This is a genomic window from Lysinibacillus sp. NPDC093210, assembly GCF_044753985.1.
Lineage (GTDB): Bacteria > Bacillota > Bacilli > Bacillales_A > Planococcaceae > Lysinibacillus.
In genome coordinates this window covers 289,529-310,378 of record NZ_JBIVOE010000002.1, presented here as the reverse complement: position 1 = coordinate 310,378, position 20,850 = coordinate 289,529, and the positions used below count along the sequence as shown (strand labels likewise).

Annotated in this window: 17 protein-coding genes; all 17 read left to right on the top strand. The window is 38.2% G+C overall.

Features of this window, described 5'->3' with window-relative positions; genetic code table 11:
• Positions 1–10 precede the first annotated feature (10 nt).
• The 17 genes from dapA to recA all read left to right on the top strand — a co-directional run bounded on the left by dapA (position 11) and on the right by recA (position 20,532).
• Positions 11–910: a 4-hydroxy-tetrahydrodipicolinate synthase gene (dapA, locus tag ACIP9C_RS07055; protein WP_401009431.1), complete on the top strand. Its 900-nt coding sequence runs from the start codon at positions 11–13 to the stop codon at positions 908–910.
• 330 nt (positions 911–1,240) lie between these two features.
• Complete coding sequence (locus tag ACIP9C_RS07050; protein WP_401009430.1) at positions 1,241–2,908, top strand: ribonuclease J; 1,668 nt, start codon at positions 1,241–1,243, stop codon at positions 2,906–2,908.
• A gap of 311 nt (positions 2,909–3,219) precedes the next feature.
• Positions 3,220–5,514, top strand: a complete 2,295-nt coding sequence (locus tag ACIP9C_RS07045) for an FtsK/SpoIIIE family DNA translocase (RefSeq protein WP_401009429.1) — start codon at positions 3,220–3,222, stop codon at positions 5,512–5,514.
• A 198-nt stretch (positions 5,515–5,712) separates the two neighbouring features.
• Entirely contained in the window at positions 5,713–6,441 is a 729-nt protein-coding gene (locus tag ACIP9C_RS07040; RefSeq protein ID WP_139860220.1) for a GntR family transcriptional regulator, read from the top strand.
• 53 nt (positions 6,442–6,494) lie between these two features.
• The gene (locus tag ACIP9C_RS07035; RefSeq protein ID WP_401009428.1) at positions 6,495–7,577 is read left to right on the top strand and encodes a BMP family lipoprotein; all 1,083 of its coding nucleotides are present in this window, start codon (positions 6,495–6,497) and stop codon (positions 7,575–7,577) included.
• A 406-nt stretch (positions 7,578–7,983) separates the two neighbouring features.
• Positions 7,984–9,531, top strand: coding sequence for an ABC transporter ATP-binding protein (locus ACIP9C_RS07030; protein WP_401009427.1), 1,548 nt, complete (start codon positions 7,984–7,986; stop codon positions 9,529–9,531).
• Entirely contained in the window at positions 9,531–10,577 is a 1,047-nt protein-coding gene (locus tag ACIP9C_RS07025) for an ABC transporter permease (RefSeq protein WP_340825769.1), read from the top strand. Before ACIP9C_RS07030 ends, ACIP9C_RS07025 begins: the two co-directional genes overlap by 1 nt.
• A 1-nt stretch (position 10,578) precedes the next feature.
• On the top strand, positions 10,579–11,538 hold the full coding sequence (locus ACIP9C_RS07020; protein WP_401009426.1) for an ABC transporter permease: 960 nt from the start codon (positions 10,579–10,581) through the stop codon (positions 11,536–11,538).
• Between the two features lie 233 nt (positions 11,539–11,771).
• On the top strand, positions 11,772–13,043 hold the full coding sequence (yfmF, locus tag ACIP9C_RS07015) for an EF-P 5-aminopentanol modification-associated protein YfmF (protein WP_401009425.1): 1,272 nt from the start codon (positions 11,772–11,774) through the stop codon (positions 13,041–13,043).
• Positions 13,040–14,338, top strand: coding sequence for an EF-P 5-aminopentanol modification-associated protein YfmH (yfmH, locus tag ACIP9C_RS07010; RefSeq protein WP_401009424.1), 1,299 nt, complete (start codon positions 13,040–13,042; stop codon positions 14,336–14,338). Before yfmF ends, yfmH begins: the two co-directional genes overlap by 4 nt.
• Positions 14,338–15,066 carry an elongation factor P 5-aminopentanone reductase gene (gene ymfI / locus ACIP9C_RS07005; protein WP_401009423.1) on the top strand — a complete coding sequence of 243 codons (729 nt, stop codon included), beginning with the start codon at positions 14,338–14,340 and terminating at the stop codon, positions 15,064–15,066. The genes yfmH and ymfI overlap by 1 nt, the downstream gene beginning before the upstream one ends.
• A 45-nt stretch (positions 15,067–15,111) precedes the next feature.
• Entirely contained in the window at positions 15,112–15,369 is a 258-nt protein-coding gene (locus ACIP9C_RS07000; protein WP_173477695.1) for a DUF3243 domain-containing protein, read from the top strand.
• Positions 15,370–15,595: 226 nt separating this feature from the next.
• Positions 15,596–16,384, top strand: coding sequence for a DUF3388 domain-containing protein (locus ACIP9C_RS06995; protein WP_173477694.1), 789 nt, complete (start codon positions 15,596–15,598; stop codon positions 16,382–16,384).
• Positions 16,385–16,400: 16 nt separating this feature from the next.
• Positions 16,401–17,312, top strand: a complete 912-nt coding sequence (locus ACIP9C_RS06990; protein ID WP_401009422.1) for a helix-turn-helix domain-containing protein — start codon at positions 16,401–16,403, stop codon at positions 17,310–17,312.
• 48 nt (positions 17,313–17,360) lie between these two features.
• Positions 17,361–17,939 carry a CDP-diacylglycerol--glycerol-3-phosphate 3-phosphatidyltransferase gene (gene pgsA, locus ACIP9C_RS06985; RefSeq protein WP_173477692.1) on the top strand — a complete coding sequence of 193 codons (579 nt, stop codon included), beginning with the start codon at positions 17,361–17,363 and terminating at the stop codon, positions 17,937–17,939.
• Positions 17,940–17,956: 17 nt separating this feature from the next.
• Complete coding sequence (locus ACIP9C_RS06980) at positions 17,957–19,216, top strand: competence/damage-inducible protein A (protein ID WP_401009421.1); 1,260 nt, start codon at positions 17,957–17,959, stop codon at positions 19,214–19,216.
• A gap of 251 nt (positions 19,217–19,467) precedes the next feature.
• A complete protein-coding gene (gene recA, locus ACIP9C_RS06975; RefSeq protein WP_401009420.1) occupies positions 19,468–20,532 on the top strand; it encodes a recombinase RecA in 1,065 nt (354 codons plus the stop codon).
• Positions 20,533–20,850 lie beyond the last annotated feature (318 nt).

Here is a 20,850-nt window from a genome sequence, read left to right as displayed (position 1 = left end):
GGGTGTAAGGATGAATTTAGGTCGAATTGGAACGGCAATGATAACGCCGTTTAAGGAAGATGGTACGATTAATTATTCGGAATTAGAACGTATTATAAATTACTTAATAGATAATGGCACGGATTGCATTGTTGCATGTGGCACAACCTCTGAAAACCCAACTATGACCACAGAAGAAAAAATTGAAGTAGTAAGATTTACAGTAGAGAAAGTCGCAGGCCGCGTACCAGTTATTGCGGGTACAGGGGATAATGAAACGGCTTATTCTATCGCCATGACGCATAAGGCTGAAGAAAATGGTGCAGATGGTATTATGTTAGTAGCACCTTATTATAATAAGCCAAACCAACGAGGTATTTACGCGCACTTTGAAACTATTGCAAAAGAAACTAGGCTGCCTGTAATGCTTTATAATGTACCGGGACGTACAGGTGTGAACGTTGCATATGAGACGTCTGTTGATTTAAGTAAAATTCCTAATATCTCTTGGATTAAAGAGGCGAGCGGGAATTTAGATCAAATGGGCGATATTATTGAAAACGTTGAAGCTGTTAATAATTTCTTTGTATATAGTGGAGATGACGGATTGACTTTACCGTTGCTGGCAATAGGTGGCGCAGGAGTAATTTCAGTTGCGTCGCATGTCGTTGGAAATGATATGCAGTTAATGATCCGAATGTTTGAAGAAGGAAATCATAAGCAAGCTGCGAAAATTCATAGAGCATTATTACCATTAGTACGTGCATTGTTTGCCCAACCGAATCCTTCACCAGTAAAATACGCGATGACTAAATTAGGCTTTGATACATTAAATGTTCGTCTACCAATGGTAGAAATGACGGATGAAGAGAAAGCAAACTTTGATTTAGTATGGGAAACCTACCAAGAAAAAGCGAAAAGCTTTAGATAGTGATAGATGATACTATAGACAAACTCAGCCATAAGAGTTTGTCTATAGTTTTTTTATCATTGCGGTGCCAGGCACTCAAACAATTTAATGACAAGCTAAGTAAAAATCCACTTAGACTCCTGTGGGAACGAACAGAGCGTAAGACGCAATAATCCGCGCGCACGCAAGGGTTGTGACTGACACTGTGCCCGTGGAAAGCGGAGTGGATTTTTACGCCATAGGGGTTAAAATAATCGTATTAGCTATATTTTTAATTTGTGCAAAAGCTTTGCAAACCGTATAATGAAAATAAGTGGTTGCTGTTCGGGATATTTTTTAGGAGGAAACAAATTGACAAAAAAGAAAAATGAACTAATTCGCATCATTCCACTAGGTGGCGTGGGCGAAATCGGAAAAGCAATGTGCGTAGTAGAAATTGACGAAGAGCTATTTGTAGTAGATAGTGGTTTAATGTTCCCAGAAGACGAGATGCTGGGCATTGACATCGTAATTCCTGATATTACGTATTTAGAAGAAAACAAAGAGCGTGTTAAGGGAATTTTCTTAACACATGGTCACGAGGATGCTATTGGTTCAATCGCTTATATTTTACAAAAAGTGAAGGCACCAGTGTACGGATCAAAATTAACTATTGCGCTCGCTAAAGAACATTTAAAGGAATTACCTGCACCACATCAGGTGAAATTCTTTGAAGTAACAAATCGAAGCCGTATGAATTTCAACTCTACGTATGTGACATTCTTCCATACAACACATAGTATTCCCGATTCATTAGGGGTTGTGTTCCATACTTCTGAAGGGGCGATTGTTCATACAGGGGAGTTTAAATTCGATCAGTCTGCGACAGGTAAGTTCAAGCCAGATTTAGCAAAAATGGCGCAATTAGGTGAAGAAGGCGTATTTATTTTACTTTCTGAGTCTTGTGAAGCAGAGCGACCAGGCTATACGACATCTGAAATTGTGATTGAGGAACAACTATCAAAAACTTTCCATTCAGCACCAGGTCGTATTTTAGTAGCTGTATACGCATCTAACTTCATTCGTATTCAACAAGTATTAACGCAAGCTCAAAAATCATTCCGTAAAGTGGCGATTGTAGGGAAACCTTTAGAAAAAGCTGTTGATCTAGGTGTACAGTTAGGTTATTTAACGGTTGACGAAGATACTATTATTCCTATCTCTGAGATGCAAAAATATCAAGAAGAAGAAATTATTATTATCGCAACAGGTAATAGAGGCGAACCGCTAGACGCGCTGGAAAAAATCGTTCGTAAGCATCACCGAGATATTAAAATTAAACAAAATGATACAGTACTCATTACGTTTACTCCGTCTCCAGGTATGGAAGTACAAATGGCTAACACGATGAACTCCATTGCAAAAGCAGGCGCTGAAATTTTGACATCGAGCAAAAATGTCCATGTTTCAGGGCACGGTAGCCAAGAAGATTTAAAGCTAATGCTGAATTTAATGCAGCCGAAATACTTTATCCCTGTTCAAGGTGAATATCGTATGCTTATTGCGCACTCTAAACTAGCTCAACAGTTGGGTATGCAAAAATCACAAATTTTCATCGCTGATAAAGGTGATATAGTAGAATATAAAAACGGCAAAATGCGTATGAGCGGTCGAGTACAAGCCGGCAATGTATTAATTGACGGGATTGGTGTAGGCGATGTTGGAAACATTGTTTTACGTGATCGTAAATTATTATCCCAGGATGGTATATTCATTGTTGTTGTCACATTAAACCGAGCACAAAAGAAAATCGCATCAGGTCCCGAAATCTTATCGCGTGGTTTTGTCTATGTACGTGAATCAGAGCAACTGATGGTGGAAGCATCTGAAATTGCGAAAAACGTCATTGAAAAATACGTTGGAAAAGATACATTTGAATGGACAAACATTAAACAAGAGATTCGAGATACATTGAATACTTATTTATTCCAAAAAACGAAGCGCCGCCCAATGATTATCCCAATCATTATGGAATATTAAAATTTTAACCGACTATTTTACGCACGTTGCTAATAACGTGACATTTACGTAGCGTTGCCTATTGAATTTTCAAAAGGTTTGCTGAATGTCTTATATGAAAATGCAACATTGCTTAAGCAAGCAACCTTTGAAAAATGGACTTGCCCTCTAGCGAAAGTTGTATTTTAGAGCAAGGTAAGGGAAAGTAGCGAAGAAGAAAGGATTTTCTAGCCGATTAAAAACGGTGGAAAATCCTTTTTTTGAAATAATCGGGTTCTACATGATATTATTCGCTACATATATAGAATGGATTGCAAAAGAAGGTGAAAAAGATGGCAAGTAGTAAAAGAAGAAAAACAACAAAAGCAAAACCAACATCTGACAAAAAAGAAATGCATCCACTCATGTACGAAATTTTAGGGCTCATCTTAATCGCAATTGCGGTCATTATGATTTTTGAATATGGCATGATTGGTCGTATTTTACAAACAATTGCCATGTTTCTTTTAGGGAATTTACATTTTGCAGTGCCATTTATGCTGATATTTGTTGCATTGCTACTAATGATTGGGCAGAAAAAAGTAAGTATGAAAGATAGACTTATTTTAGGGATGCTTTTAATTGTGATGAGCTTGACTATTTTTAGTCATGGAATTTTATTTGAGCAATTATCAAACTCTGGTGGATTATTATCTGAGTCGGTTCTGAGAGAGTCGTGGCGAATATTAATTAATTCAGAAGGTGTGGTTCATCGAAGTGATGCACTTGGCGGCGGAATGGTAGGCGCATTATTATTTAGTGGTCTCCATGTATTATTTGAAGCGACGGGTGCAAAAGTGGTTGCTTGGGTTATTTTCTTTATCGGTTTAATTTTAGTGACGGGTAAGGCACTCGTTCCGTATTTAGCTGAAAAAATGCCTGTACTTTTTGGCAAATGGCAAAAAAAACAGCGAGAAAAGAAAAAAAATGCACCAAAAAAAGCAAAAAGTCGTCGTTCAAGAGCAGAAAGTACGGCGGACGAAGTTGCAGCTGTTAATCATGCCCATGAAGTACATGAGGAAGAGGAAGTTTCTCATGAGCCAATTATCTCAGCCTTTACACAAAATGTTTCACATGAACGAGAAGAGACATCACCAATTGCTGAGCACGTAGAAATTGAAGAAGGAGAGCTTATTGATGACGTCCACATTGGAAGTGCAGATGCTGTAGAAAATGCAGATTATCAGCTTCCCTCATTCAATCTTTTGCAAATGCCTCCACAGCATGACCAAAGCGGTGAATATTCCGTAATTCAGGCAAATGCGAAAAAGTTAGAGCAAACTTTGCAAAGTTTCGGGGTAAAGGCTAAAGTGACGCAAGTCCATTTAGGGCCTGCTGTTACGAAATATGAAATATTGCCAGATATCGGCGTAAAAGTAAGTAAAATTGTTAACCTTCAGGATGACCTCGCTTTAGCACTAGCAGCGAAGGATATTCGTATGGAGGCACCGATTCCTGGTAAATCGGCAATTGGTATTGAAGTTCCTAATAGTGAGGTAGCAATCGTGACATTGAGAGAAGTGCTGGAATCAAAAGATGGAGCGAAGCCAGATTCTTTGTTACAAGTAGCGCTAGGCCGTGATATTACTGGACAAGCTGTGTTAGCAGAGCTTAATAAAATGCCGCACTTACTTGTAGCGGGTTCAACGGGTAGCGGGAAAAGTGTGTGTATAAACGGCATTGTGGTATCCATACTAATGCGAACAAAGCCACATGAAGTCAAGCTTATGATGATTGACCCAAAAATGGTGGAATTGAATGTTTATAATGGAATTCCTCATTTGTTAGCACCGGTTGTAACTGATGCTCGAAAGGCGTCACAAGCACTTAAAAAGGTAGTATCAGAAATGGAACGACGCTATGATTTATTTTCACATACGGGCACTCGAAATATCGAAGGCTATAATGGTCATGTACAAAAAGTAAATGAGCAAACAGAGGAAAAGCATCCGAAGTTGCCGTATATTGTAGTGATTGTTGATGAGTTAGCAGATTTAATGATGGTAGCCTCAAATGACGTTGAGGATTCCATTACGCGTTTGGCGCAGATGGCTCGTGCGGCGGGTATTCATTTAATTTTAGCAACTCAAAGACCGAGTGTAGATGTTTTAACGGGTGTTATTAAGGCGAATATCCCTTCACGAATAGCATTTGCAGTGTCATCAGCTATTGATTCCAGAACGATTTTAGATATGGGCGGGGCAGAGCGTTTGCTAGGTCGAGGCGATATGTTATTTTTACCTGCAGGTGCATCTAAACCTAAACGAGTGCAAGGTGCTTTTTTATCTGATCAGGAAGTTGAAGCGGTTGTGAATTTTGTTATAGAACAACAAAAAGCACAGTACCAAGAAGAGATGATTCCGAGTGAAGAAGAGACAGTTTTAGAAGAAACGGATGAATTATTTGACGAGGCAGTCCAATTAGTTGTCAATATGCAAACAGCTTCGGTGTCCATGTTACAACGTCGTTTCCGTATCGGCTATTCTCGTGCTGCTCGCATAGTAGATCAGATGGAACAACGCGGTATTGTCGGGCCTCCAGAGGGCAGTAAGCCTCGACAAGTGCTTATTCATCAGTATGATAATTGATTCCTTAAAAAGGAAAAACAATCATTTTTTTCAGAATTTATGTCCAAATGTTTGCGAGTAAAAGAAGGAAAAAATGATTTCTATAATTGATTTTGCTTAAAATAGTTTATTTCATTCTGCAAAAATGTTATATTTATGAACGATTAGTAGGAATGTTGTACATCAGATGTCTGATCTCTGATTTTGGTGGTGATTTATGTGACTATAAAAGCAGATCATCGTCATCTCTATCTTCAAGTAATTGATCGTTTAAAGTCTGACATTGAGACGGGCGTTTTTAAAGAAAATGAAAAACTTCCTTCAGAATTTGAATTATCGAAATCACTAGGGGTAAGTCGAGCAACACTTAGGGAAGCGCTTCGACTGTTGGAAGAGGAAAATGTGATTGTGCGTCGACATGGGGTTGGCACTTTTGTAAATCCTAAGCCGTTGTTTACTTCAGGCATCGAGCATTTATCCAGTATTTCTTCTATGATTGAAACAGCAGGTATGGAACCAGGGTCTCGTTTTTTAAAGGCAACGGAGAATATCCCTTCTGATGAAGATTTAAAACGCTTCCAATGTGATGGCGAAGATAAAATACTCACGATTGAACGCGTCAGAACAGCAGATGGTGAGCCAGTAGTTTATTGTATAGACAAATTACCAGCAAGCTTCCTGCCTACTGACTTTGTTGACAAAAAAGAAGTTTCACTTTTCTCTGCACTTGAACAATCGGGAAAAATTCATGTTGCCTATGCTGTAACTTATATTGATCCAGTAGGGTATCATGAACAAGCATCACCGATACTAAATTGTGGTCGTGAAACTGCTCTTTTAGTATTGAAACAGCTCCATTATGATGATAATGATCAAGTAGTGCTGTATTCAAAAAATTATTTCCGAGCTGATAAATTCAGCTTCCATGTAGTACGTAAACGGGTGTAGAACATTTCTAAATTATTTTCCTGCTAATTACAATACCTCGGGGGGTTAACAAAATGAAAAAACGTAAATTTGGTTTAGTATTATCTTCAGTTTTAGCTGCAAGTGCAATTCTAGGTGCATGTGGTGCGAAGGACGAAGAAAAACCTGCAAAAGACAATGCTACATCAGGAGACAAAAACACTGAGGAAACTTTCTCAGTAGCGATGGTTACTGACGTAGGTGGCGTGGACGACAAATCATTTAACCAATCTGCATGGGAAGGTGTTCAAGCTTATGGTAAAGAACACAACCTATCAAAAGGTACTGGTGGTTTCGACTATTTACAATCAGCATCTGACGCTGACTATGAAACAAACTTAAACAGCTTAATCCGTCGTGACTTTAACCTAGTATTCGGTATTGGTTTCATGATGGCAGATGCTGTAGAAGCGATTGCTGCTGACAATCCAGATAACCACTTTGCATTAATCGATGCTGAAGTAAAAGCTGATAATGTTGTAAATGTTCTTTTCAAAGAGCAAGAAGGCGCATTCTTAGCGGGTGTAGCTGCTGCTAAAATGTCTAAATCAGGTAAAATCGGATTTGTAGGTGGCGTAGATATTCCAGTTATCAATCGTTTTGAAGCTGGTTTCGTTGAAGGCGCTAAAGCTGTTAACCCTGATATCGAAATTCAACGCAACTATACTGGTGCATTTGACAAAGCGGATCTTGGTAAAATCGCTGCAAACAGCATGTACTCTTCAGGCGTAGATATTATCTTCCACGCTGCTGGTGCAACTGGTAACGGTGTATTCTCTGAAGCAAAAGAACGTAAAGCAAAAGATCCTAACGCGAACGTATGGGTAATCGGTGTAGATGCTGACCAATACGATGAAGGTAAAGTAGATGATAAAACAAACATTACTTTAACTTCTATGTTAAAAGGTGTTAACTCAGCAGTAGTAGACCTTTCAAACAAAGCGAAAAATGGTGATTTCCCAGGTGGTACAACAGTTGTCTACGGTCTAGCAGAAGATGGTGTTAAACTTGCTGATTCTCGTGGTGCAATTCCAGCAGACGTACAAGCTGTTATTGACGAATATAAAGAAAAAATTTCTAGCGGTGAAATCGTAGTTCCAGAAAAAGTGGAAAAATAATTCATCTCTTAATCATCATAAGGGCTTTACAACTGCCCTTATGATGATTTTTCAATCTATCGTTATATTTTGACTATTTGTAATACTCTGTTTGGATATATTTTATTTTTATATTATTTTTCCATATTGAAATAAGATTATTATATTATCGTAAACTTAAGATAATGATGGTGCCAAGTTAATAGAAGAAAGGTTTCTAACGATGACCTTTCCTGTATTAATTTATTTTTCTGTTAGAAAATGCCTTACCTTTAGGTGAGGTTCAATACAGGTGTTTTTTTATTTAAAGAAATTGCAACGCTTTAGAATAAAGTTAAACCTTAGGCTGTATTGCAATAGAGGCAGGTAGAAATACACTAGAGTACAATTGTTTTAGAGAAAATTGCCTAATAAGGGAGTGACAATATTGGAATACGTGATTGAAATGCTTGGAATCCGCAAAGAATTTGGTGATTTCGTAGCAAATAATAACATCACCCTCCAACTAAAAAAAGGCGAAATCCATGCACTACTAGGAGAAAATGGTGCTGGTAAATCGACTTTAATGAACGTCCTTTTTGGTCTGTATCAGCCAGAGGGTGGAGAAATTCGTGTTCGTGGGAAAGCTGTTAAAATTACAAACCCAAACGTTGCCAATGACTTGGGGATTGGCATGGTGCATCAGCACTTTATGTTGGTGGAAAACTTTACAGTGACAGAAAACATTATTTTAGGCTCTGAACCTACTAAGATGGGCGTAGTCAATATTAAAGACGCAGCGAAAAAGGTGCAAGCGCTTTCTGAGAAATATGGTCTAGATGTAGATCCATATGCAAAAATTGAAGACATCACTGTTGGAATGCAACAACGTGTCGAAATTTTAAAAACACTTTATCGCGGTGCTGAAATACTAATTTTCGATGAACCGACTGCTTCTTTAACGCCACAAGAAATCACTGAACTGATTCAAATTATGCGTCGATTAATCGCTGAAGGTAAATCGATTATATTAATTACGCATAAGCTTAAAGAAATTATGGATGTTTCAGACCGAGTAACAATTATTCGTAAAGGTGAAGGGATAGGGACGGTTGTTACGACTGAGACAAACCCTAACCATTTAGCAGAATTAATGGTTGGTCGTCAAGTAGAGTTTAAAACAGAAAAAATTGATGCAAATCCAACTGATGAAGTACTTTCAATTGAGAATTTAGTCGTAACTGACTATCGTAATATCGATAAAGTAAAAGGTCTTAACCTCAATGTACGTAAGGGTGAAATTGTTGGTATCGCTGGTATCGATGGCAATGGACAATCTGAGTTAATCGAGGCAATTACAGGTTTGCGTAAAGTAAAAGGCGGAACAGTGAAGTTTAACGGCAAAGATGTTACGAACATGAAACCGCGTAAAATTACTGAAGAGGGTGTTGGACATATTCCGCAAGATCGTCATAAGCATGGTTTAGTTCTAGACTTCCCAATCGGTCATAATATTGCACTCCAAACATATTACCAATCGCCAATTGCAAAAGGCATTGTAATGGACTATAAAAAAGTATCAGAAAAAGCGAAGCAAATTATTAAAGAATACGATGTACGTACAGGTAATGGCGAAATGACGCCTGCACGAGCTTTATCTGGTGGTAACCAGCAAAAAGCGATTATTGGTCGTGAAATTGACCGAGATCCAGATCTATTAATTGCAGCACTACCGACACGTGGACTTGACGTAGGAGCAATTGAATTTATTCACTCTCGACTTATCGAGCAACGTGATAAAGGAAAAGCCGTATTATTAATTTCTTTTGAATTAGATGAAGTAATGAATGTGTCAGACCGTATCGCCGTTATTTATGATGGTCAGATAGTGGATGAGTTAAATCCAAAAGAAACAACAGAGCAAGAGCTTGGTCTATTAATGGCGGGACAAAGTAAAAAAAATAGCACAAATATAGCGAAGGAGGGGAACGACTAATGTCAAATCGTGTCATTAATATACTCGTTCCTATCATCTCGATTATTATCGGTTTAATTGTAGGTGCTATCGTAATGGTAGTCAGTGGCTATGATCCAATACAAGGTTATAGTGCTCTTTGGACAGGTATTTTTGGAGATTCATATTCAATAGGGAACACAATTCGTCAAATCACACCATATATTTTGGCGGGTCTAGCGGTAGCATTTGCCTTCCGTACAGGTTTATTCAACATCGGTGTTGAAGGTCAGTTAATTTTAGGTTGGCTTGCAGCAGCATGGGTAGGTTATGCTTTTGAACTACCAAAAATCATTCACTTACCTTTAGCATTGCTAGCGGCAGCAGTGGCTGGTGCATTTTGGGCCTTTATTGCAGGTTTCTTAAAAGCGAAATTTAAAGTCCATGAAGTAATCGCGACAATTATGTTAAACTATACAGCACTTTATATTGCGAACGCTGTTATTAAAAAATTGTCAGATGGTAGCTTTAAAACAGAACGTGTTCTTGAATCGGCTTCATTACGTTCTCCGTTTTTAAGAGAGCTTACAGACAATTCAAGTCTTCACTATGGGATCCTAATTGCACTTCTTATGGTAGTTGTAATGTGGTTCATTTTAGAAAAAACAACTCGTGGTTATGAGCTAAAAGCAGTTGGTTTTAATCATAATGCAGCAGAATATGCTGGTATGAGTGTCAATAAAAATGTCATTTTAGCCATGACGATTTCAGGTATGTTTGCAGGTCTTGGTGGTGCGATGGAGGCGCTTGGTACATTCCAAAACGCATCGATTAAAGCTGGCTTCACAGGTATTGGTTTTGACGGTATTGCCGTTGCCTTACTTGGTGCCAATACACCACTTGGCGTAGTGTTTGGGGCTTCATTATTTGGCTCGTTAAAATACGGTGCTCTTAACATGCCAAATGCTGCAGGGATTCCTGAGGAAATCGTGTCTATCATTATTGCCTTAATTATCTTCTTTGTAGCATCAGGTTACGTTATTCGAGTAGGTTTACAAAAGTTAAGTAAGAAAAAGGAGGGACAATAACATGACCTTTTTAGAAATGTTATATTTCATCATCCCTTCTGCAATCCTATATGCGACACCCTTAATTTTCACTGCAATCGGTGGTGTATTCTCTGAGCGTTCAGGTGTTGTTAACATCGGGCTAGAAGGTTTAATGATTGTCGGCGCATTTGTTGGTATTTTTGTCAATTTAGAGTTTGCAACACAGTTGGGTTCTGCAACAGTCTGGGTAGCAATGCTTGCAGCGGTTATTGTAGGGGGGATTTTCGCCTTACTACACGCGGTAGCATCTATCACATTCCGTGCCGATCAAACGGTATCAGGGGTAGCTATTAACTTACTTGGTTTAGCGGTCACTGTATTCTTAGTGAAATTGATTTATGATAAAGGTCAAACAGATATGATTGACCAACCAATTCGTCGTTTTGCTATTCCATACTTACAGGATATTCCGTTCTTTGGACGTTTATTATTCCATGACGTATATAGCACATCGATTTTAGCCTTTGCTGTAGCAATTGGTGCTTGGTTTATTATTTATAAAACACCATTTGGATTACGCTTACGTGCAGTAGGGGAACATCCAATGGCTGCAGATACAATGGGTGTGAAAGTTAATAAAATGCGTTATATTGCCGTTGTTATTTCAGGAGCACTTGGTGGTCTTGGTGGTGCGGTTTATGCGCAAACAATTACACATGACTTTTCACACGCAACGATTGCTGGTCAAGGTTTCATGTCACTTGCAGCGATGATCTTTGGGAAATGGCATCCAATCGGAGCACTTGGAGCAGCATTGTTCTTTGGTTTAGCGCAAACATTAAGTATTGCAGGGAACCAAATTCCATATGTGCAAGAAATCCCAGCAGTATATTTACAAATATTACCTTACGTGTTAACGATTTTTGCGTTAGCAGGATTTATTGGTAAAGCAAATGCACCAAAAGCAAGTGGTCAACCATATATTAAAGGCAAACGATAAGTCTAAGACAGCATGTTTATTCGTTGAACTACTAGACAGAGTCGAAAGAAATGAAGCGAGTAAACAAAAGACTGGGCAATCAAGCCCAGTCTTTTGCCTTATACAAATAACAATTGACAAGCTTATTTTCACTTTCCGTATACATACTTTGGATTCTTTTTGCAATTATAGACAATAGACATGTATAGTATTTGTAGTACATTGTTATATTAAGAAAGATAGGAGGGTTTCATATGTTTAAAACAATACCTTTTGCAAAAGGTGTCAATTTGCATATCCGACAAACGACCCAATTTAAAACAGTAAATTTCTCGATTAAATGGAGAAGAGCATTAACGGCCAAATGTGCGTCTGAACGTACGGTGTTAACAAATGTATTGCAACACAGCAATGCAAAATATACAACAACTGCCGCATTTCGTAGTTTTTTAGATGACCTATACGGGACAGTATTGTATTTTGATACATCGAAGCGTGGTAATGAACATACGGTATTGATGAATATGGAAACCGTAAACGATCAATATTTGGCTAATACAAGTGTATTAAATGACGTGCTAGGTGTAATGCATGCGGCAATTTTTGAGCCGAATTTAGAAAATGGTGTATTTAAAGAATCAATTGTAGAACGTGAAAAGAAAATGGTAATCCAACGTATTGAATCCATTTTTGACGACAAATCTCGTTTTGCACAAATGCGTCTGCAAGAAATATTACGTCCAAATGAGCCTGCCTCTATTTCGGCGAATGGTACAGTAGAAGACATTAAAAATATCACACCGTCCTCTCTGTTGGCAGCGTACGAATCAATGCTAACGACGGACAAAATTGATATTTATGTTGCAGGAGATATCAATGAAGAGGAGCTTGTCGCAAAATTAAAAGAGGCTCTACCATTTAAGGACCGTATTCCTGAGGAAATTCCAACTGTATCGCCACAAAAACACCCACAAAATGATTATGTCCGTGAACAGCAAGAAATGAAGCAAGGTAAGCTGCATATAGGTTTTAGTACTCCTGTTCGATTTGGTGATGCTGATTTTGCAAAAATGCAGATTTTTAACGGTATTTTCGGTGGTTATCCGCATGCCAAGTTATTTATGAATGTTCGAGAAAAAGAAAGCCTGGCTTACTATGCTTCTAGCTCATATGCATCACACTATGGTTTACTATTCGTTGTGTCAGGTATTGAGTCGAAAAATGAAGAAAAGGCACTAAATCTCATTAAAGAGCAACTTGCTGTTATGCAAGCAGGGGAAATCACTGATTTAGAATTAGAACAAACGAAGGCGATGTTAACAAATCAGTTAAAAGAATCCCTTGATTCAGCGCGTGGTCAAATCGAAATTTTTGACCAATATAAAGATTTGCCTGAGGAGTTCTCTGTTGAAGCATGGGCAAATAAATGGCGAGCTGTAACGAAAGAAGATGTAATCGAAATGGCGAAGCAAGTGCAGTTAGAAGCGGTCTATTTCTTATCAGGAAAGGAGCAAGCTGCACAATGAAAACAATTGAATTCAAACAATTAGATGAAACACTTTACTATGAAAAATTAGAAAACGGCTTAGATGTCTATATCTTGCCGAAAAAAGGCTTTTCAAAAACTTTTGTCACGTTCACAACGAAGTACGGCTCAGTAGACCGTACATTTGTACCACTCGGTGAATCGGAAAGTATTACAGTGCCAGATGGAATCGCTCACTTTTTAGAGCATAAAATGTTTGAAAAAGAAGACGGAGATGTTTTCCAGAAATTTAGTGAATATGGCGCTTCAGCCAATGCATTTACTTCCTTCACTCGAACTGCATATTTATTTTCATCAACAGATAATATTTATAAAAGCACAGAAACATTATTAAATTTCGTCCAAGAACCTTACTTTACAGAAGCTACTGTTAACAAGGAAAAGGGCATTATTGGCCAAGAAATTACAATGTATGATGACCAACCAGATTGGCGTCTATACTTTGGTACGATTGAAAATATGTATCATAATCACCCTGTGAAAATTGATATTGCGGGAACAATCGAATCAATTGACGGCATTACGGCTGACCATTTATACACGTGCTACAATACGTTTTATCACCCTTCTAATATGTTGTTATTTGCGATAGGTGCTGTCGAGCCAGAAGAAATGATGGCGTTCATTCGCGAAAACCAAGGTAAAAAAGAGTTTCCAGAGCCTACGCCAATACAACGCTTCTTTGATGAAGAGCCAACAGATGTTGCCATTAAAGATCGTACATTACACATGGATGTTCAAAAGCCTAAGGTCTATATTGGTTTAAAAGCGAAAGAAACGAATTTGTCTGGTCGTGAAATGTTAAAACATGAGCTATCAGTACAAATTGCTTTAGAACTTATTTTTGGTCGAACTTCTAATTTTTATGAACGTGTGTATGAGGAAGGTTTGATTGATGAATCGTACGCATTTGACTTTACTTTAGAAAATGGTTTTGGTTTTGCGTTAATTGGTTCGGATTCAACAGAACCAGATGCTTTGGAACAAGCTATTAAAGCTGAATTGGAAAAATACGAAAAAAGCGCGCAATTTGTAAGTGAGGATTTAGATCGCATTAAGCGTAAAAAAATTGGCTTTTTCTTACGTGCATTAAATTCAATTGAATTTATCGCAAACCAATTCACGCGTTATTCGTTTAATGATATGAATTTGTTTGATGTAGTGCCTGTCTTAGAAGAATTAACAATTGAAGATTTAACGAAAGCGTTCGCTTCTATTCAAGGTGAGTCTCAACAAACTGTGTTTAAAGTTTTACCAACAGAGAAGGGCGCCTAGTGAAAAAGTTTGCCCTTATATTAGGTGCATCGGGTGAGATCGGTCGTGCTATTTGCCACAGTTTGGCAGAGGACGGCTGGTCTCTCTATGTGCATTATTCAAACAATGAGCAAACGGCTCAAACATTATGTGAAACGCTTGTTAGTCGTTTTCCTGCTCAGGAATTTATGCTTGTACAAGGTGATTTTACAAAAATAACAGCGGCGCAAGCGTTAGCTTCCCAAATATTTAGTGTACAAGCAATTGTTTTTGCTAATGGTCAGGCGCATTATTCCTTGCTGGAAGACACTACGGTAGAAGATATGGATGCATTATGGCGTGTTCATGTTCAAAATCCAATGCATTTAACGGCTTTATTATCCTCAAAACTCCGTACCCATAATGTGAGCTATGTGCTTTTTATAGGCTCTATTTGGGGCGAGGCAGGTTCTGCAGGTGAGGCACTTTATGCAACGGTGAAAGGCGCACAGCATGCTTTTGTGAAGTCTTACGCAAAAGAGGCTGCATTGTCTCGTATTCGTGTGAATGCTATTGCGCCAGGCTTTATTAATACAACGATGAATAGCCATTTAAGTGAAGAGGAATTGCAATATATTTTAGACGATATTCCTTTAGGAGCGGTCGGTCAAACATCGGATGTAGCTGAAATGGTTCGTTTCTACCTATCCGGCAAAGCAGACTATGTGACAGGACAAATAATTCGATTAAATGGTGGTTGGTACATATAATAATTCTTTTTGCACATACTACATGTGTAAAGGAGGAGGAAACATATGACCATTTTAGAAAACTGGCAAAAATGGACATCTTTTTTAGGACAAAACGTAATGCAAGCTGAATCAAGCGGTATGCCAAAGAAAATGATTCAACAGGCTGCTGTCCAAATTGGTGAGTATTTAGCGACTAATGTCGATCCTAAAAATGAACAAGAGCGAGTGCTGTCGGATTTATGGGGCGTTGCCTCTGATGATGAAAAACATGCATTGGCGAATTGTGTCGTAAAACTTGTGCAAAATAAACATGTGCAATAAAAAAAGAGGAGAGCTAATCTCCTCTTTTTTCTATTAAAAATCGATAATAGTGCGGAAAAGGGAACGTATGTAAGTCTATTTCCAATACTACCAAAAAAAATTAGTAAGAAATTAAAAATAACGCTATAATTCCATGTATTCTAACTTTCCATTACATAAAAAATCAGCTATGATGGAACTTATAAAAGATTTTTTACGTTAACTAATAGGAAGGGAACGAGTGTGTTTGAGCGATTGGTACTTTGAATATGAAATTCAGGTGAATCGCCCTGGATTATTAGGAGATATTGCTTCACTTTTAGGGATGCTTCGAGTCAATATTATATCAATTAATGGTGTCGATGAAGATCGACGTGGGATGTTAGTGCATACAGACAATGATGAAGCAATTGAGCGTTTTCGTACAATTGTTTCGACAATGGAACATATCCACGTTACTAAATTTCGACAACCTAAACTCCGTGATCGTTTAGCTATCAGGCATGGTCATTATATTCCACGAGATGCAGACGAAAAAAATACCTTCCGCTTTGTACGAGATGAACTAGGTATTTTAGTGGACTTTATGGCAGAACTCTTTAAAAAAGAAGGTCATAAGCTCATTGGAATACGCGGGATGCCTCGGGTTGGTAAAACAGAATCTATTGTGGCGGCAAGTGTTTGTGCCAATAAAAAATGGATTTTCTTATCGTCTACAATGATTAAGCAAACTATTCGTAATAAGCTCGCCGGCGATGAATTCAGTGACAATAATATTTTTATATTGGATGGTATTGTTACAAGGCGTTCTGAGGACGAGCGACATTTGCAACTAGTACGTGAAATGATGAATATGCCTTCTATTAAAGTAGTAGAGCATCCTGATATGTTTGTTCAGCATTCTGAATATAAGATTGAGGATTTTGATTATATCATTGAACTACGTCATCACCCTGATGAAGAAATTACTTATGAAATAATGGAAAAAAATCATATGATGTCCGAATCCGATTCATTTGGAGGATTTAATTTTTAATTTGATATTAAAGTAGGTGTTATTAGTGGCAGAATTAGGTACTCGACTGAAAGAGGCGAGACTGTCTAAAGGCTACAGCTTAGACGATTTACAAGAAATAACGAAAATTCAAAAACGTTATTTAGTAGGTATTGAAGAAGGCAATTATTCAATTATGCCAGGTTCGTTTTATGTACGAGCGTTTATTAAACAATATGCTGAGGCTGTAGGGTTAAATCCAGAGGATATTTTAGAGACGTATAAAGGCGAATTGCCAGGCACAAAGAACGACCAAGTTAGCCAATCGATGACTCAAACTTCAACGAGAAGAAAAGTTTCAAAAAGCCCTTCAAATAAAATGATGGAGGCTATGCCAAAAGTCATTGTCGCTTTATTTATTATCGTTATTATTGTAGCAATTTGGGTCCTTTTACAATCAAAAAGCAAAACAGGAACAAATGAATATGATGATTCAACACCAGTGGTGGAGTACGATAAAAAACCAAAACCAATAGATAGTGAAAAAGAAAAAGCGGAAGAAGATAAAAAAGCACAAGCTGATGCGACTAAAGAATCGACAAATGAAACACCAGATGAAAGTAAAACTGAAGAAGATGTGAAGCAAACGATTTCAGCAGGCACAATCGAAGCAGATGGCGCTACAACATCTTACACGTTAACAGGTGCTGATACATTTAAAATACGTATTGAAGTTTCGGGTCCTACATTTATTGGTATTCGCGACCAACAGCAACAAGAATTACTAGCAGATACGCGTGTTTATAACGCAGGTGAAGTTGTTGAGTTTGATGCAACAGCGCAAAACTATGCTCGTATTCGTTTAGGCAATTCAACTCAAGCTAAGGTTTATATTAATGACGAACTTATAACGTACGCACAGCAAATCGTTACGCAAAATATTGTCGTCAATTTCAATAAAGAACAGTAGTCATCCTAATGATGACTACTTTCTTTCATCATGAAAGGTGTTAGAAAAATGAACATTCCAAATAAAATTACCATTTCACGTATCTTGCTTATTCCGTTCTTTGTAATTGTTATGATGTTTGATTTCGGCTGGGGAACAATGAACTTATTTAGTGCAGAAATGCCAGTCCATCATTTTGTGGGAGCTCTTATTTTTATCATTGCATCGACGACGGATTGGGTAGATGGTTACTATGCGAGAAAGTATAATCTTGTAACGACGTTTGGTAAATTTTTAGATCCTTTAGCGGATAAATTACTTGTCTCTGCAGCGTTTATTTTAATGGTAGAGCTTGGTATGGCACCGGCTTGGGTGATTATTGTTATTATAAGCCGTGAATTTGCGGTAACAGGTTTACGTTTAATTCTTGCAGGTGGTGGAGAAGTCGTAGCGGCGAATCAGCTTGGTAAGATTAAAACATGGGCACAAATTGTAGCTATTGCCGCTGCACTTTTACACAATACAATTTTTGTGATTTTCGGTATCCCATTTGATACAATAATGCTATATATTGCATTGTTCTTTACACTTTGGTCTGGATGGGATTATTTCTATCTAAATCGACGTGTATTACTTGAGTCTAAATAAGAAAGGTCTTGTGAATCATGAATGCTGAAATCCTTGCAGTTGGCTCAGAGTTATTACTTGGACAGATTTCAAACACAAATGCAAAGTTTATTTCTAATCAGCTTTCTGAGTTAGGAATTAATGTGTTTTATCATACCGTTGTTGGCGATAATTCAAAACGGTTAGAGGAAGCAGTAAGCATAGCGGAATCGCGCGCTGATCTTATCATTTTTTCAGGTGGTTTAGGCCCTACAAAGGATGATTTGACGAAGGAGACAATTGCTCGTCATCTTGGGCTAGATCTTGTAATTGATCAAGTTGCATTGTCCTACATTGAGCAATTTTTTGCTAAACGAGGCATCTCAATGACGGAAAATAACCGCAAGCAGGCGCTTGTATTAGCAGGCAGTGAGGTGCTAGCTAATCATCATGGTATGGCACCAGGGATGATTTTGACAAAGGATAAGCGTACCTACATTTTACTTCCTGGACCTCCAAAAGAACTGGAGCCGATGTTCCAATTTGAAGCGAAGCCAAAGCTTGGTACAATGCTAAATGACGGCGGAGTCATCGTGTCTCATGTAATGCGCTTTTATGGCATTGGAGAAGCTGAGTTAGAAGTGCGTGTACAAGATATTTTAGATACACAAACAAATCCGACAGTTGCCCCACTAGCTGCTGATGGCGAAGTCACTTTACGTGTAACAGCAAAGGCGCAATCAGAGCAGGAAGCCCAACAGCTTATTGCTGATAAAGTAGCGGAGATTCGCGCTATTGTAGGAGACTTCCAATATGGCATAAATGATGATTCACTTGCCTCGAAAACAGTAGAGATGTTGCAAGATAATAAATTAACGATTTCTGCTGCAGAAAGCTTAACAGCAGGTTTATTTCAATCAGAGCTTGCTGAGATACCAGGCGTAGGCAATGTGCTTATAGGAGGCGTAGTGACCTATACAGAAGATGCCAAGGTAAAGCAGCTAGGTATCGATCAACAATTACTAGATACTTATGGTATTGTGAGCAGTGAATGTGCTGCAGCAATGGCTAGCGCAGTGCGTGATAAATTTGGCACGGATATTGGTATTGGATTAACAGGAGCGGCTGGCCCTACTGCACATGACCATCAGCCAGTTGGAACGGTATGGATTGGAATTGCTATAGATGACGAAGAGCCAATAACATATTTACTGCATTTATCAGGTATGCGCAATACAAATCGTTTACGTGCGGTTAAATTTACATTTCATTATTTAATGCAACAATTAGAAGAACGAGGATATATGAAACGATTTTAATTTGCTAGTAGGTTCAGTAGGGATTAGCCCTAGCTGAAGCAATGCATAGGCTCGAAAAAATTTGGGTGCAATTACGACTGGAGCGTAATTGCTTATAGTTGAAAATGGGAATTTGGGTAGGAAAAACTTATCCAAATTTTTATTTTGGATTAAAATCGAATAAATGTTCGCTTTTTTCTTGCGTGTTCTCAAAAAAACAAGTATAGTAGAGATAGACAATAACAGTGAACAGTTTTGAAGGAGGAAAAATAATGAGTGATCGTAAAGCAGCCTTAGAACAGGCGTTAAAACAAATTGAGAAGAATTTCGGTAAAGGCTCTATTATGAAGCTAGGCGAAAAAACAGATTTAGAAATTGCTACATCTTCTAGTGGTTCATTAGCACTTGATGCAGCATTAGGCATAGGTGGATACCCACGTGGACGTATTATTGAAGTATATGGTCCAGAATCATCAGGTAAAACAACAGTTGCACTACATGCCATTGCGGAAGTACAAGCAAAGGGTGGACAAGCAGCATTTATTGACGCTGAGCATGCGTTAGATCCGATTTATGCTCAAAAATTAGGCGTAAATATCGATGAACTTTTATTATCACAACCAGATACTGGTGAGCAAGCGCTTGAAATTGCAGAAGCGTTAGTGCGTAGTGGTGCTATTGATATTATCGTTATTGACTCTGTTGCAGCGCTAGTACCGAAAGCTGAAATTGAAGGCGATATGGGTGACTCTCACGTTGGTTTACAAGCTCGTTTAATGTCACAAGCATTACGTAAGCTTTCAGGCGCTATCAATAAATCAAAAACTATCGCTATTTTCATTAACCAAATTCGTGAAAAAATTGGTGTTATGTTCGGTAATCCAGAAACGACACCTGGTGGTCGTGCGCTTAAATTTTATAGCTCAGTACGTTTAGAAGTACGTCGTGCAGAAGCAATAAAACAAGGTAATGACATCATGGGTAATCGTACGAAAATTAAAATTGTGAAAAATAAAGTGGCACCACCATTCCGTACAGCTGAGGTTGATATTATGTATGGTGAAGGGATCTCAAAAGAGGGCGAAACAGTCGATTTAGGTGTAGAATTAGACATCGTTCAAAAAAGTGGATCTTGGTACGCTTATGGCGATGAGCGTCTAGGCCAAGGACGTGAAAACGCAAAACAATATTTAAAAGAGAATCCTGCTGTTTTAGAAGAAATTGCAAATAAAATTCGTTCTTCTTACGGAATTGCCGCAACACAGTATACAATTGCTGCACATGATGACGAGGAAATGGATGAAGAGCTAATGCTTCTTCTTGAAGATGAAAAATAATAAATATCGTTCTCACTTCTAAAGGAATGAGAATGCTTAGGATGCGACAAAATGCATTAAGAAGTTCACTCTATTTGCATTTTAATAAGTTGGTTAGAGCACACGTCGGCGACTTCTGCTGTAACGCATAGTGCGTAAGACAAACAATCCACGCTAGCGAGGGTTGGGGCTTACAGAAACGCTGTGCAGAAAGCGTGCGCTTATAGAGGAAATCAATCAACATAGCAGTCTACTTCAATCTAAATCGTTCTTACTCATAAGAAGTAAGAACGATTTTTTTGTTTTTATTGTTAGTTTAATAGAATGAAGGGGTACTGG

Coding starts and splice junctions, on each gene's coding strand:
- ACIP9C_RS07020 (WP_401009426.1), top strand. CDS start 10,579: ATGACCTTTTTAGAAATGTTATATTTCATCATCCCTTCTGCAATCCTA.
- ACIP9C_RS07025 (WP_340825769.1), top strand. CDS start 9,531: ATGTCAAATCGTGTCATTAATATACTCGTTCCTATCATCTCGATTATT.
- yfmF (WP_401009425.1), top strand. CDS start 11,772: ATGTTTAAAACAATACCTTTTGCAAAAGGTGTCAATTTGCATATCCGA.
- ACIP9C_RS07000 (WP_173477695.1), top strand. CDS start 15,112: ATGACCATTTTAGAAAACTGGCAAAAATGGACATCTTTTTTAGGACAA.
- pgsA (WP_173477692.1), top strand. CDS start 17,361: ATGAACATTCCAAATAAAATTACCATTTCACGTATCTTGCTTATTCCG.
- dapA (WP_401009431.1), top strand. CDS start 11: ATGAATTTAGGTCGAATTGGAACGGCAATGATAACGCCGTTTAAGGAA.
- ACIP9C_RS07035 (WP_401009428.1), top strand. CDS start 6,495: ATGAAAAAACGTAAATTTGGTTTAGTATTATCTTCAGTTTTAGCTGCA.
- yfmH (WP_401009424.1), top strand. CDS start 13,040: ATGAAAACAATTGAATTCAAACAATTAGATGAAACACTTTACTATGAA.
- ACIP9C_RS07045 (WP_401009429.1), top strand. CDS start 3,220: ATGGCAAGTAGTAAAAGAAGAAAAACAACAAAAGCAAAACCAACATCT.
- ACIP9C_RS06980 (WP_401009421.1), top strand. CDS start 17,957: ATGAATGCTGAAATCCTTGCAGTTGGCTCAGAGTTATTACTTGGACAG.
- recA (WP_401009420.1), top strand. CDS start 19,468: ATGAGTGATCGTAAAGCAGCCTTAGAACAGGCGTTAAAACAAATTGAG.